General features: G+C 33.7%; 18 protein-coding genes. 3 read left to right on the forward strand and 15 right to left on the reverse strand.

Annotation, left to right across the window (positions count from 1 at the left end; translation table 11 throughout):
- Positions 1-292: 292 nt before the first annotated feature.
- From mch to UIB65_RS00330, 12 genes are all read right to left on the reverse strand, one after another.
- Complete coding sequence (gene mch, locus UIB65_RS00275) at positions 293-1264, reverse strand: methenyltetrahydromethanopterin cyclohydrolase (protein ID WP_296895077.1); 972 nt, start codon at positions 1262-1264, stop codon at positions 293-295.
- A 93-nt stretch (positions 1265-1357) separates the two neighbouring features.
- A complete protein-coding gene (locus UIB65_RS00280; RefSeq protein ID WP_330039174.1) occupies positions 1358-1858 on the reverse strand; it encodes a nitroreductase family protein in 501 nt (166 codons plus the stop codon).
- Positions 1859-3415: a chloride channel protein gene (locus tag UIB65_RS00285; protein WP_330039175.1), complete on the reverse strand. Its 1557-nt coding sequence runs from the start codon at positions 3413-3415 to the stop codon at positions 1859-1861.
- A 67-nt stretch (positions 3416-3482) separates the two neighbouring features.
- Positions 3483-3896 (reverse strand): C-GCAxxG-C-C family protein, encoded by a 414-nt coding sequence (locus UIB65_RS00290; protein ID WP_330039176.1) that lies wholly within the window; start codon positions 3894-3896, stop codon positions 3483-3485.
- An 83-nt stretch (positions 3897-3979) separates the two neighbouring features.
- Entirely contained in the window at positions 3980-4105 is a 126-nt protein-coding gene (locus UIB65_RS00295) for a hypothetical protein (protein ID WP_330039177.1), read from the reverse strand.
- Between the two features lie 75 nt (positions 4106-4180).
- Positions 4181-4558, reverse strand: coding sequence for a hypothetical protein (locus tag UIB65_RS00300; protein WP_330039178.1), 378 nt, complete (start codon positions 4556-4558; stop codon positions 4181-4183).
- 112 nt (positions 4559-4670) lie between these two features.
- A complete protein-coding gene (locus UIB65_RS00305) occupies positions 4671-4988 on the reverse strand; it encodes a transcription factor S (RefSeq protein WP_330039179.1) in 318 nt (105 codons plus the stop codon).
- Between the two features lie 66 nt (positions 4989-5054).
- On the reverse strand, positions 5055-5480 hold the full coding sequence (locus tag UIB65_RS00310; RefSeq protein WP_330039180.1) for a hypothetical protein: 426 nt from the start codon (positions 5478-5480) through the stop codon (positions 5055-5057).
- Between the two features lie 106 nt (positions 5481-5586).
- Positions 5587-5910: a DUF2149 domain-containing protein gene (locus tag UIB65_RS00315; protein ID WP_330039181.1), complete on the reverse strand. Its 324-nt coding sequence runs from the start codon at positions 5908-5910 to the stop codon at positions 5587-5589.
- A gap of 7 nt (positions 5911-5917) precedes the next feature.
- On the reverse strand, positions 5918-6562 hold the full coding sequence (locus UIB65_RS00320) for a MotA/TolQ/ExbB proton channel family protein (protein ID WP_330039182.1): 645 nt from the start codon (positions 6560-6562) through the stop codon (positions 5918-5920).
- 18 nt (positions 6563-6580) lie between these two features.
- Entirely contained in the window at positions 6581-7291 is a 711-nt protein-coding gene (locus tag UIB65_RS00325) for a DUF2162 domain-containing protein (RefSeq protein ID WP_330039183.1), read from the reverse strand.
- A 208-nt stretch (positions 7292-7499) separates the two neighbouring features.
- On the reverse strand, positions 7500-9332 hold the full coding sequence (locus UIB65_RS00330) for a hypothetical protein (RefSeq protein WP_330039184.1): 1833 nt from the start codon (positions 9330-9332) through the stop codon (positions 7500-7502).
- A gap of 243 nt (positions 9333-9575) precedes the next feature.
- Between UIB65_RS00330 and UIB65_RS00335 the strand changes: the two genes are divergently transcribed.
- The 3 genes from UIB65_RS00335 to UIB65_RS00345 all read left to right on the forward strand — a co-directional run bounded on the left by UIB65_RS00335 (position 9576) and on the right by UIB65_RS00345 (position 12238).
- Entirely contained in the window at positions 9576-10877 is a 1302-nt protein-coding gene (locus tag UIB65_RS00335) for a phenylacetate--CoA ligase (RefSeq protein ID WP_330039185.1), read from the forward strand.
- An 11-nt stretch (positions 10878-10888) separates the two neighbouring features.
- The gene (locus UIB65_RS00340) at positions 10889-11320 is read left to right on the forward strand and encodes an acetolactate synthase (protein WP_330039186.1); all 432 of its coding nucleotides are present in this window, start codon (positions 10889-10891) and stop codon (positions 11318-11320) included.
- 174 nt (positions 11321-11494) lie between these two features.
- Positions 11495-12238 carry a glucose 1-dehydrogenase gene (locus UIB65_RS00345; RefSeq protein ID WP_330039187.1) on the forward strand — a complete coding sequence of 248 codons (744 nt, stop codon included), beginning with the start codon at positions 11495-11497 and terminating at the stop codon, positions 12236-12238.
- Positions 12239-12403: 165 nt separating this feature from the next.
- Here UIB65_RS00345 and UIB65_RS00350 read toward each other — a convergent pair whose 3' ends face one another.
- The 3 genes from UIB65_RS00350 to UIB65_RS00360 all read right to left on the reverse strand — a co-directional run bounded on the left by UIB65_RS00350 (position 12404) and on the right by UIB65_RS00360 (position 14675).
- Positions 12404-13390: a beta-ribofuranosylaminobenzene 5'-phosphate synthase gene (locus tag UIB65_RS00350; protein WP_330039188.1), complete on the reverse strand. Its 987-nt coding sequence runs from the start codon at positions 13388-13390 to the stop codon at positions 12404-12406.
- Between the two features lie 93 nt (positions 13391-13483).
- On the reverse strand, positions 13484-14134 hold the full coding sequence (locus tag UIB65_RS00355; protein ID WP_330039189.1) for an adhesin: 651 nt from the start codon (positions 14132-14134) through the stop codon (positions 13484-13486).
- 40 nt (positions 14135-14174) lie between these two features.
- Entirely contained in the window at positions 14175-14675 is a 501-nt protein-coding gene (locus UIB65_RS00360; protein WP_296805598.1) for a ferritin, read from the reverse strand.
- Positions 14676-14779: the final 104 nt, after the last annotated feature.

Here is a 14779-nt window from a genome sequence, read left to right on the forward strand (position 1 = left end):
ATTATTATTCCAATGATGGCCATAAATGAATTTGGTCCAAATAATCCGTAGAAAATCCCATCCATATCAGAAATAACAAAAATAAGACCTACAATCAAAAATTTTGTTAAATCAGAAAACGGGTAAGATATTGACTTTGATAAAATATCACCTAAGCCCATTTTTTCACCTTATTGTAATTTATTTTAAACGAAAAACACCATATTTTAGTGTTAATAGTAATTTTGTTTTATACAATATTTAAATATAATGTGAAATTTTTAAAAAAAAAGAAAGAAAGAATAGATAAAATCTATTCATCAACACCGAAGGATTTTTTAAGTAATTCTGCGTTAACAAATCCTTCTTTGTAAATTTTACCAGTAGTTAAATCATTGATTACTACTTCTGCAGGAGCGAACATTCCTTTATCAATTTGATAGAAATCAAATCCTGCTTCTTTGAATACATCGAAGAACGGTTTACCATATCCATCAGCAGCGGAAGATGGTAATTGAGCTGCTACATTAGCAATATCATCGCCTTCTTCAGATTCCACATAGTAGTAGGTTCTTCCACCGAACAATACTGCATCGTTGGTTTTACCCATAGCTTTAAGTCCGTCTGGGTCAACAGGTGCAATCGGTGCAATACCTGCAGCATGTTTTACTTTGGTTACATCGAATTTAATGAATTCCAACATTTTGTAAGTTCCGTTTTCAACAACTCTTCCGGAAATTTGAATAGATCCGACTAAAGAAGAAGTAGGAGCTACAAGCAAGTAGACATTTTTAACATCAACATCACATTCGTCAGCAATGTATTGAGCCACATCATCACCAGGCAATACATCAGCTTCTAAAGTTAAGATTGCTAAATCAGCACCTTTATCATCATATCCAATTTCTTCATAGGTTTCTGCCGGTTTTAATGCAATAGCTCTAGCAGGACCAGAACCTAATGCGAAAAAGTCTCCTACAGATACAGACCAACCTGCTTTTTGTGAACCTAAGGTTGAAATAGAAGGTGAGTCAGTTTTAATTTTTACTGAAGGAAGTGCGAATTTTTCAGATAAATCTCCAGGAATTGAAATTCCAACATCTGCAAGTCCACCAAGACAAACTTTAGTATAAAGTTCTCCAGCTTTGAAACTTCCATCTACATTTACACCACAGTCAATGACAGTAGCACCATTGTCTAAAGTTTCTACAGCAATGTTTAATTCATCTGCTTTTTCAATCATTACATCTACGGTTTTTTTAGCTTCTACGTTTACACTTACCATAGTTTAACCTCATATAAATATTAACTTAAAACATTAAGTTATTGAATAAGATTTTATTGTTATTATTATTTATATTTGCCTAAATGAACTTGTTCAATACCTGTCAAAATGAACCTTGGATTCATCATATCTGAGCTTAACTTCACCATCCTGTGCCGGATAGCCAACGCATATTACCGAAAAAGGAATGCAGTAATCAGGAATATCCAAATATTCCTTTAACTTTAAAACTCTATCTTCAATCGGATGAAAACCCAACCAAACTGCACCAAGACCTTCATGAGTTGCCTGAAGCAGTATATTTTCATTGCAGGCCCCTAAATCCTGTTCAATCATGCCGTGAACTTTTGATTCATTGAGATTTCCAAGAGTTATTATCAAATGAGAAGCATTGGCTGCGGGTTTTGCAAACTGGTGCATTTCAGAAATGGCCTGTTTATCTTCGGCTTTTGATACAACAATGAATTCCCATGGCTGTGCATTGCATGCTGAAGGTGCTTGCATACCTGCCTTAAGCAAATTTTCAATTTTTTCATCACTTACCTTTTCATCACGGAATCTTCGAACAGAATGTCTTTTGAATATTAAACTCATCTAACCACCAAATAACTTTTCAATTTCCTGCCTTACATATGGATAATCATTTACGTCCGTTAGGACATGTATCTGATCAGAATATTTTATGTTAAAATCTTCATCGGGAATAACGTATTTACCGTTTCTGATTACAGATACGACAATTGCATTTTTTGGAAATGGAATATCCTTAATTTTGAAATTAACATAGTTACAGTCTAAAGGAACAATGTATTCTGATAAAACATGTTTTGAAGGCTTTTTAACAAATTCACGATTTTTCTTTAAAAGCAACCTATCATACAATGACTCATAAATCGGTTCGTTTCCAAGCAATGTAGGAACCACATAAGCTATCAGGGACACGATTACCATTGCCACCAATGACTCGGTGGAACCTGACATTTCAGCTAGAAGAACGATACCAGTGATAGGTGACCTGACGGTGGATGCAAAAAAGCCTGCCATGGAAATAATGATAAACTTATAAATCAACTCATGCTGCCATCCGAAAGCCGGAACCACAATTGATCCAAATATTGCTCCAATATAAGCTCCCAAAACAAGGATTGGTAAAAATATACCCCCCGGAGCACCTGATGAAAAAGAAAACATTGAAAACAGGTATTTCAATACCAAAAGCAACACCAAAACACCCAATGACGGAATGGCCACACCTAACATGTCCATCATAAAGTGACCGCCGTCACTAATTTCAGGTATTAAAAGAGCAACTACACCAGACACCACAAATACCAATACAAATTTAAGCCATGACGGAATTTTAAGCTTTCCGACAAAATCACTTGACTTAATCATGCCGATATTGTAGACATATCCCAAAATACCAATTATGATACCTAAAACAACCAACATCCAATATGATTCAAGAGGAATGTTTAAAACAGGGAAATTCAGGATTGTATGCTGGCCGAAAATGATTTTTGAAATAAAATCAGATACTATAGCAGATACCAAAGCGATGAATACTAATGTCTTATCAAATCCATGATTTATCTCTTCAAAAACGAAAATGACCCCTGCCAAAGGAGCGTTGAATGCTGCCGTAATACCTACTGCCGAACCGACTAAAATCAATCTCAGCTCATCGGTTTTGGAGCCCTTGAAAAGCTTTGCAATTCCTTTACCGGCCATACCACCAATCTGAACTGACGGACCCTCAGGACCTAAAGATAGACCCCCCAAGGCAGTCAAAACACCTGAAACAATTTTAGAAATTAATACCTTAGCCCAATTGGCTTCCATATGTCCTTTTACCTCTGCGTAAATTTGAGGTATCCCGCTTCCTGCAGAATCGACTTCCCATTTTGTCAGAAAGTCAACAAGAAGACCCATGATAGCCAAAGCTATGAAAAACAAAACAATGTAAATTATATTCCCATTAATTATACTTAAATAATCTCGAAGCACATGTTCTGAACCTGCAAGCAAAAATCGATATAAGCAGACCATCAATCCTGCAAATATACCTACCATTACACCCTGAATGGTTAAACGGAAAATATATTTTGGATTTTCACTTACAGATTTCAATGTTTTTTCAAGAGACTTCATCAGTTAATAATTTATCTTAAATCATATAAGTTATTTTCATTGAAGCTTTAAGAGCCACATCTAAATACTAAAATATAATTTTTTTCACTATTTCAGTTGCTGATTCAACCATTTTAGGACAAAATTCCTTAAATAGATTTTTATCTAAAGCTTCTTTAACGCCATCCGGTGTGCTGATGTCACATCCAAGCAAATCATTGCATATATACGATCCGTTCACTCGCTTAAATTCATCTAAAAATTTTTCGCATGCTTCATTGCTTCTTGCCTTATCATCACCATATTTCAATCCCAGAGCCATCAGTGCACCGGTGCATGCTCCACAGACTTCTCCTTTACGCATGCCGCTTCCAAAACAAGCCCCAATTTTAAGTGCATATTCCTTATCTAGTCCCAAATCATTTGAAAATGTTGCAAAAACAGCTTGAGAGCACACGAACCCATCTTCAAATAACTGAACCGCATAATCTTCATAAGTCATAATTAACTATTATTCCCAAACATTTATTAAACTATCTATATCCATAGTAATGCTCCAATTTTAAGCTTTTGTCAAGACAAGAATTATAATCTCCATCTGACTTGTATTGCTAAAAATCTTCCACATGAACCAGTGAGTTCAGCAACCGCACCATAATACAAATAGTATGCCCTTTTAAATCCAATTGTCAATATAGCCCGTATAAACAAACGTAGTCGTGATATAAATCTGAAATATTAATTTCATCAATATAATCCCTCAACTTCTAAAAAAGCAGATATATTTCAAACAACCTCTTCTATGCAGAAAATTTCTCCATTAACATACCTGCCGTTTATATAAACAGTTTTTGTTTCTGCCTTATCATTAACAAAATAACCTTTAACGGTAACTGTTTTCCCTTCCAATCCATGGAGTTTGGATGTGCTAACAATAGCATATGAACCACCAACATCAATAACTCCCGAATTATTATTGAAATTATATATACCCTCATAAGGTCCTAGATATGTTCCCGTGAACTTCACCTTTTCATTTGGAAGGGGGGCAAAAACATAATTGGAATCAACTTCCTTATATGATGTCAATAATGTAAATGAAATCATACCTATTAAAATTATAATAACAACAAGAAGAATTAAAATGACATTTTTGTTGTCCATTTATGCACCTTCATAATTAAATTATTTAATAATTTTATATCTCATAAAATAAATTATTATCTAAACAGCCATTACAGAAAAAATATAAAACAAACAAATCAAAAAAAATATCCTAATTAGAGCTTCTCCAAGTGTTTCCACAGTTTGCACATCGGATAAAGTTTGTAGGAGCTTCATCAGCAGACCTTGTTTGCACGGTCCACCAGTATCCCTTTGTGCCTCCGCATTTATAACATGTAATTGTGGTTGTCGGAAGAGCAACATTGTTTTTATCCGTTACTATTACCTTATTTTCAGGATTTTTCTCCCCTTCCATCATATACTGCTCTTCAATATCTTCCTTTTTAAGGGATTTCTCATATCCACATCTACATTTAACTTTTCCATTATTTGGCATTAACATTGCACCGCAATCAGGACAGAATTCCATATAATAAAACACCATTAAAATTCGTAAGTATAACTTTAATCAAACTCATTTATAAAATAATCGGTTCTAACGAGTTTCAATTCTATAGAACAGGTAATTGAAAACCAGCATCAATATCGCAAAGACTACCATATAAAAATAAACACTCAATACAAGATTATATTGAAAACCACCGAAAACTATGAAAATATTATCAGCAGGGTCAAAGATATGAGCTCCAAACAATAAAGGCATCACTATCAAAAACAATATGTCAAAAACTATGATATTTACAATAACAAACTTAAATCTCTGAATGTTGTTCTGTAGTTTACCTGATTCAATCAGAATTTCAGTTCCAAATACCACCAAAAAATACAGTCCAAATAGGTTTCCAATGTATATCACTTCAGTGAGCCCATATGTTAAAAGAAAATAACAGGCAACAGCAGAAATAATGAATGCTGATAAGAAATTTGCTATTACTGCTCGTACAAAACTGCCATTTTCCATAAAATCACCTAATCTTAAAACTTAATATTGTATTTATATTTTAAAACATATAAGATTTAAGAATTAAATGGAAAAAAATTAAAAAAAAAAGTTTTGTGTGAAAGGATTATCCTTCCACCATTATCAGCTTACCCGTCGCAGGGTCTTTGTAAACTTTACCCATTTCGGTATAACCTTGACCGGAACTGTTTGAAGTGTCCGGAGTATCGTTCAGCTGTTGGCCTTGGTCAACCTGTGTAGTCTTTTGCTGCTGCATTTGCTCCTGGATATTTTGATTTGGATCAACCATTGCCTGCATGTTCCAGCTTATGATAACAAAAACTAAAAAACCAACAGCAATAACAAGCATTGCATCCACAAGGTTGGATGTACCTGCCATAGGGTCTTCTTCAACCCTTCTTGATCTTCTTCTACTTTGTTTTCTTACCATAAAATCACTATTTATTCATATAATCAAGAACTGCATCAATTAAAGCATCCAAATCTGATAAGTACCTATCATACCAGCCGGACCTTATTTTTCCTAATACATAACATAATGCTCCGGAACCAATACCTACAATTGTTGTGTTGAAAGCAACAGTTAAAGAACTTGCAAGGGTATTGATATCTCCAGCACCCAAAGCCGCAAGACCAGGACCCATAGGTATTAAAGTACCCATCAAACCTAAAGTAGGTCCGATACGGGTAATAATATCAGTTTTTTGCAGAGTATCCATAGTTTTTTCTTCTTCAAATTCAAACAATTTACGTGCCAAAGCTTCCCTTGAAGAATCGCCCAACTGTTCGGAAGAAGCAATTTCAGTTAAAACCTTTTTCTGAGATTTTGGTATTTTTGCAGCAGAAATTATATTTTTAAGCTCTTCAACAGAACCTGCCGCATTAATGTCATATATCAAATCTCTGATAGTACCTACAGGAACCTTACGCCTGGAAGTATATTCTGCAATTACTCCACCTAAAGAAATAATGGTTATAATTACAATTACAAGCAAAATAACCAATACCGGAATTGTTAAACTTTGTGATATAACATCAAGAGAACCTGTCAAGAATTCTCCACCTGGAATATTTAAAGCCATATTTTTTTCACCTGAATTTTATTCTAAAATATTTCTGCCTCTTTTAGTTAAAACCATACCCCCAACGATTAAAATGGCAAATACCAGAATAATCATGAGAATATCTTGAGGAGAACCAATAGTAATAGGACTTATAGTTTTTGTTAAAGCTCCTGCAATGTTTGGAATCACAATTGCTGAAAGTAAGAAATATGCACCTAAAAGCAACATGAAGTTACCCAATACAATTGGATACGGTTTGCGGATAAACCGGATAATTGTATTTGATGCAAGATAGGTCACAACCATTACAGCCACCAAAGCGGCAGCCGCATACCAGCTTAAATTAAGTGAACTGACACCGATAGTAGGTGCAACAATTAAAACACTTGCAATAATAGAACCAAAACAACATGGACAAGGAGCAATGATAGCTAGAGAAGTCGCAGTAGACGTATTTTTATCATGAATTTTCCACTCTCTTATAGTAAATAAACCTGCAATAATCATGATTGAAGCCATTATAATGTAAAAGATTGTATTATAACCATAAATTGCCTGAATCAACTGGTCTGCATATAATGAAGCAATAGCTGAAATAAGCACTACTCCCCCACCGTATGCAATACAGATTATCGCAAATAATTTTTTAGACAAATTAGCCAAACCTGATGCCAACCCTATTTTTACACCAAAAACAAGGACAGATGCAAAAATACCAACTTGCCACAAAACACTCATCATATCCATATTAATTTCCTCTTAATCAAATAAATTTTATTAATTTACAATTAGTTATTACTCTAACAAAGTATATAAATTTTTTAAAAAGACGATGTGAAAATTAACACTCATCATTTAATATATTAATAATCCCAACTAAAAAAAAGTTTTGATATAATCTTAAAATTTAAAAAAAAAATAAAAAAATATTTCACTTTCGTGAAATATCTACCAATTAACGTTTTGAATAACTAACGCCAAAGAAAGCACATACCATGAAAATAGATGCCATGGTATAAAGGATATTGTATGGATTAACCTTAGTTTCAGGCAATTTAGGTTCAAACAAGGATTCGTTAGTATTATTTTTCTCAGGTACACCAGATGACTTGGTTTTATGAGTAGTGTTGTCCTTGGAACTCAAATTTTCAAGGCTAATAGGAATATCATTCAAACTGACTGTATCGATATAAGGATTATAATGATAATGACCACCATGATGTGATTTTTTACTTATCAAATCCAGTTTATAGGCAATTTTATCACCTTGTTTTTGTGATTTGCCATCAACAACCAATTTATCTTCACCAGGAACATATTTCAAACTGTAAGATATATACTCCTCATTATTTGCGCTATTTACCCATATGAAATAGAATATTAAATCCTTCCATAATGAAGTATGAACCAGATATATATTTTCAATTATTTTAGGACCGAAAACCTGAATAATGCCATCAATAGCTTCATCAGTATTTAAACCCCTAATTTTAGCGTATCCCGCTGAAGTGAAAATATAAAAGTTTTCATAATCTTTTTTAACATTAATACCCCTTGATTTGAAGTAAGCTATCGCCAGTTTGCTTGCATCAACACCAATCTGTTTAATGTCCTCTGGTGTTAAAGCATTTGAAGATTTAACCAGTGTTTTGCCAACTTCAGGATTTAAATTATCTACTTTCAACATTTCATTAGAATTTGATTGATCATAACTCATTGCAGCAATCATTTCATTATCGGAATTGTTATTCTCCATAATTAATCCAATTACGGATTCGTTTTCAATTGAATTACTAATGAGCGCAGTTTCATCTGATACATTTTCAAAAGACCAGACAATAGCATCATCACCAGTATCTTGTAAAGCACCCAATAATTCCCCACAATTATTAATAGGTGTTTCGAATCCATTATTACATCCTAATAATGTTTGAACCAAATATTGTTCAAATACATGTTCAGATAAAAAATGTCCCTGATTTTCACCAAAACTGACACCTTTTACATCACCATCAGCCCAGGAATAGATCATATCCAATAATCCGTCCCAAAGACAAACAGAAAACTCCGAATTCACATCACCAGAACCTATTGAAGTAATAACTCCATTTTTATAGAATGCCATAGTGAGAGATTCACATTTTCTAATAAAGAATGCAATATCTAAATCTGATTTTAATGAAGATAATGTTATAAGATTACCATTTCCATAAGTTACATATCCATTAGAAGCATCAACTATCCCATTTAAAACATTTTCGACAGTTACATCATCAATTTCAATCGAATCCACAGTTGCAATTACTAAGATATCCTCTGCAGATTCAAAATCCACCATTTTACCCACAATAGTTGTTACATCATAACCAAGCTTATAATTTCCATCACCAATCACTCCGGATTCAACATCCAGAGGAATTGAAACAATTTTTCCAATGCCATCATCAAAATCTGATGAATAATCCACATAATCATTTTCATATGTTAAAATTTCATCATCCCATTGCAAATCATCTGAAGAAACTGAAACACTTCCAACATCTTCATTTGACTGACAAATACCATCCGCAATTTCAATCGAACCATCATCTTGACTTATCGCAGTATCCAGTTCCATATCGGAAGAAAGCAAATCATCAGCACTTTCATCATATGCAGAACCAACTTCTGCAATTTCAATTTGGCTGTCATCCTGATTGACCGATTGCAGATTAACATCGGACGAAGTTACATCACCTGCTGAAACAACCCCAAGTAAACACAGTGTTAAAATTAACAAAGTAACCATAACAACACCATGTTTTATCATGAGTTACTCCTAATTTTTTGTATAATCAATTGCGCAATTATACATAATACATCAAATTAGTAATACCCAAACCATTATTAAAATAACGGCATTCAAGCATTACTAATTAATATTATGATTTTATTTTAAAAAAAACTTACTGTAAACATGAGAATATAACTGGAAAAAGTTTATAGTTAAAAAAAATATATATTATTATATTAAAAAATAATGAGGAAAAACATGTTTTGGAATGAAGAAATTGAAACAATGCCAAGAGCAGATCTTGAAGAATTGCAATTGAAAAAGCTTCAGGAGATTGTAAAAAGAGCATTTGATAAAATACCTTACTACAATAAAAAATACAGTGAAGCTGAAGTGTATCCCGAAGACATCGAAACTTTAAAAGACATCGAAAAATTACCATTTATTACAAAAGATGACTTGAGAGAAAGTTATCCTTTCGGATTATTCGCTGTAGACATTAAAAACATCAAAGAATTGCATTCCTCATCAGGTACTACAGGCAAACCAGTTGTGTCAGGCTATACTGAAAAAGACTTGGACACCTGGGCAGAAACCATAGCCCGTGGATTGACAATGATGGGACTTGATGAAGGAGACATTCTTCAAAATACACATGGATACGGAATGTTTACAGGAGGTTTTGGAGTTCACTACGGATGTCATAAAATAGGGGCTGCAATTATCCCAATTTCTACCGGCCAAACACGCAGACAAATTGAAATCATGGAAGATTTTGGAACAACCGGTCTGATTTTCACCCCATCATACGGAATCCACTTAGGAGAAGTAGCCCTTGAAGACGGAATTGACCCAAAGGATTTAGGCATAAAGGCCATCGGTTTTGGAGCTGAAATGTGGACAGAAGAAATCAGACAGAAAGTAGAGGACATTTTTGGCACCAAAGCATATAACATTTATGGATTAACAGAACTTATGGGTCCAGGAATAGGTGTGGAATGTGAAGCGCAAAAAGGATTGCACATTGCAGAAGACATCTATTATCCTGAAATCATTGATTCAAATACCGAAAAAGTTATCGGCGGTGAAAAACCTGGAGAACTCGTATTGACCAACCTTGAAAGAGAAGGAATGCCAGTCATAAGATTTAGAACAAAAGACCTTACCAAAATCACTTACGAAAAATGTGAATGCGGAAGGACACATGCAAGAATGAGCAGAATTACAGGCAGATCCGACGACATGATTAAAGTTAAAGGAGTAGCTATTTTCCCATCACAAATTGAAAAAGCATTGCTTAAAGCAGGTGATGTAGAGCCTCATTATTTAATTATAGTTACAAGACCTGGAACTTTAGATGAAATCGAAGTTAAGGTAGAAGCATCACAGGACATTTTCTTTGATGGTGTAAAAGAAATGATGTCAGTCCAAAATAAAATTGGAAAATCAATTGAAAACGAAACCGGAATTAGAGTTAAAGTTACACTCGTAGAACCAAAAACCCTACCAAGATTTGAAGGAAAAGCAAAAAGAGTAATCGATAAAAGAAATCTCCACTAAAAGGTGAAAACATGAAAATCAAACAATTATCAATATTTTTACAGAACAGAATGGGAAGCCTATCAAAACCTTTGGAAGTGCTTAGCGATGCAGACGTTAACATAAAAGCATTGTGCATGGCCGATACTTCTGAATTCGGTATCTTGAGACTTGTTGTTGACAATCCCGAAAAAGGTAAAGAGGCACTTGAAAAAAATAACTTTTTAGTTAAAATAACCGACATAATAGGTGTTGAAATGAATGATACTCCCGGGGGTTTGACAACCATTTTAAAAACCATAAAAGACAATGATATTGATTTGGAATATCTTTATGCATTTACACATGAAAAAGTCGGAAAAGCAATCTTATTATTGCATTCAGAAAATATAGACCAATTAATTTCCATTTTAAATGAGAATAATATTAAAATTACACCATCCAATGAAGTTTATAGCTTATAAACTTCACATCCTATTTTTTTTAAAAATTTTTTAAAATAAACAAAATTTAGTCTATAATATTCAGTCTAAATATAAAACATTCTTCTTTTTTTTAGATAAAACTTAAATATGTAAAAAATATATACTATTATTATAATTATCATGATATCATGAAATGCTTAAAAAGGTGATAAAATGGGAAAACTAGATGGTAAAGTAGCAATAATTACCGGAGCAACATCCGGAATGGGTAGAGAATCAGCAAAATTATTTGCAGCAGAAGGAGCTAAAGTTGTAGTAACCGGTAGAAATGAAGAAAGAGCAAAAGCAGTGGTAGATGATATCAAAGCTGCTGGAAACGAAGCAATCTATGTAATTGCAGATATGGCAAACTTGGACGATGTTCAAAAAATATTTGATACAACAATGGATGAATATGGAACCGTTGATGTCTTGTTCAACAATGCAGGAATGCTTTCAATGTCCCCATTAATGGAACTAAGCATTGAAGAGTGGAACAACGTATTTACTGTAAATGTAACTTCAGCATTACGTTTAACCCAATTGGTAGCGCCTGTAATGAAAGAAAAAGGAAAAGGAACCATCATCAATACATGTTCCGTAGCATCATTTGGAGCACACCACGGATTTGCAGCATACGTTGACAGTAAACATGCAATGATGGGATTAACCAGGTCAATTGCATGGGAATTAGGTCCTGAAATAAGATGCAATGGTATTGCACCAGGATTAATTCACACAGCAATGGTAGACAGTATCGGAGGCCCATCAGCATTGCAGCAAATGATTGACCAATGCCCAGTAAAAAGATGTGGTGAAGGTCAAGACATTGCAACAACAGCACTATTCCTTGCCACTGACGATTCCGCATTTATTGATGGACAAATCATCAAAGTAGACGGCGGATTTGAAATCTAACATGATTTAAAACATATGTATCAATAAGGAAGCCACATCATTCTGGCTTCCTTTAATCTCTTTTTAAAAAAAATAATTAACAGCTAGCTAAAACTATATAAAAACAAAAAAAAGTATAAAAATATTAGATTCTGCTATTCTACAGAGAGAATAACAGCAAACAATCTATTTTTCAATAACGAATCCATGATTTTGAGCTTTGGTAACAAAAACAGTACCTTCTTCACCAATAATCTCTTTAGTTTTTTCTACAATATCAGCATTGGATTCGTCAAATATTGTATATAGAACTGGTCCGAATGAGGAAATACCTACACCATAAGCACCTGCATCTTCAATAGCCTGCATTGTAGGTAAAAATGAAGCATCAAGAGAATGTTCCAATTTGTTGAACCCCACTTTTTGAAGTTCACTAATAGCCCATCCGAAGTTTTCAATATCCTTTTCAAGCATGAACGGAACCAAATTCATTAAAATCAAATGAGATACCTTTTCCACTTCTTCTCTTGGAATAGGACAACAATCCTGGAAAACATCAACCTCATCCTGACCATTCATATGCTTTTCAACTTTAGGAATGGCTATCAATATATTCCACTCTTCGGGAAAATCATATCTTGCAATCAATGTGGCCGGTTTTGCCTTTGAAGCACCGGAAGGTAAAAATCCTGGTTTTTCTTCAAGACTATGTCCACCGTCCAGAATAAAACCACCCAAATCATGAGTATATGTTCCAATACCTGAAGTTCCCCCTCTTCCAACAATGCTACTTAAAAGTCTACTTTCAATTTCAATGCCCATTGTTTCAGTAATTAAATGAGCTGTTGAAATAGCAATTTGAGTCCCACTTCCAAATCCAGAGTGAGGAGGATAAGTTTGATGAACAATAAAGTGGAAACCCTCGTCAATTTTAAAATGGTCTATTGTTTTTTGAGCTGCTACAGGAATTTTTTCTGAGCATTCAAGAATAGCTTCTGGATCATCAACATCATCAGAAAATTCTAAAGTGACCATTTTATCATCTCTTTTTTGAATTTCCAAAATAAATTGAGGTTCAGATAATGCTAAACCAATTCCACCATCGATTCTTCTATATGACCCGTTTAAATCAATAAGAGACATATGTATTCTTGAAGGTGCCTTGATAATCATTTTTTTTCACATCCATAAATAAATATTAATTTCTTATATATATTTGTTACTAAAGTATAATAAAGCTTTTGAAAAAAATCGGGAAAATATTAATTAAAACTTTAAGTTTTCAATAGAATTAATCAATTTATAAGCCAAATCACATGTAACTTCCATAGGTTCATATGAATAGCACTCATAAACCAATGTTGGAATTCCGGCTTTTGCTGTAGGTTCTGTGATAAACGGAGGGCTAGTTCTATGCTCAGGAGCATAATACTGAACTCCATCAATGTTTTCAATCAATTTATCCATATACCCCAAAGACTTTTCATCAAAACCCGGTGCAAAAATAAAATTAGTAATCTGATAATCGCCAGGTCCGTGAGATCCTCTATTTGAATGAATATCCACAAATAGGTCATATTTGGAGTCAATTATATCCTGCATGACAAATTCTTTTGCAAGCAATTGGCCTTCCAAACGTCCTTCGGTCTCAGTGTTCAACTCTTTAACGTTAATATTGTAAATGTAATAACAATATTTCAAATCTTTTTTATTGGTTAATCTTTCAAACAATCCTCTGTGAGACTTGCTTTCAAGAGGATGCATTCCTATTAAATAAGCTATTTTAACATCTGATGAAATGTCGCCAAAAGGACCATGAATGTGCACGCTTCCCAAATCATTTTCGCCGATTAATTTGGAATCGTATTTGGTCGAATCAATTTTAGCCTCATCTGTCGGACCATCAGGATAGCTCATTATAACACCTGGAAAAAAAATAAAAAGGAGACTAGAAAATCTAGTCTTCAGAAGGTGAACGTTCACCTAATTCTTTGTTTAATTCATACATTAATCTGTTATCGCCATCAGCGAATTTAACTTTGGATAATAATTCCATTGCATTTTCTTCTTCTTCAACTTGTTCTTCGACAAACCATTGCAAGAAATTGTTGGTAGCGTGGTCTTTTTCTTCGATAGCTAAATCCACTAAATCATTGATTAATCCGGAAACCATTTTTTCATGTTCTAAAACATGTTCAAATGCAGCGAGTGGGCTGTCCCATTCAGTTTGTGGAGCATCAATTGCTGTTAAAGTTACAGAAGCTCCTCTTCTGATAATGTAGTCATAGAATTTCATTCCATGTTCTAATTCTTCTTCAGCTTGTACTCTCATCCAGTTAGCAAATCCTGCTAATTCTTCATCTTCAAAGTAAGCTGCCATAGATAAATATAAATATCCTGAGTAAACCTCAGCATTCAATTGTCCATTTAATTCTTTTTCCATTTTTTCGGATACCATTTTATCACCACTATATTTTTTGTAAGTGATTGAATATAAAACCTACTACCAATATTTAAATATTGACATATAAAAATTAAAATCATGATAGAAAAATCCATTTA

Origin of the sequence: Methanobrevibacter sp. (assembly GCF_036307625.1) — an archaeon.
Classification (GTDB): domain Archaea; phylum Methanobacteriota; class Methanobacteria; order Methanobacteriales; family Methanobacteriaceae; genus Methanocatella.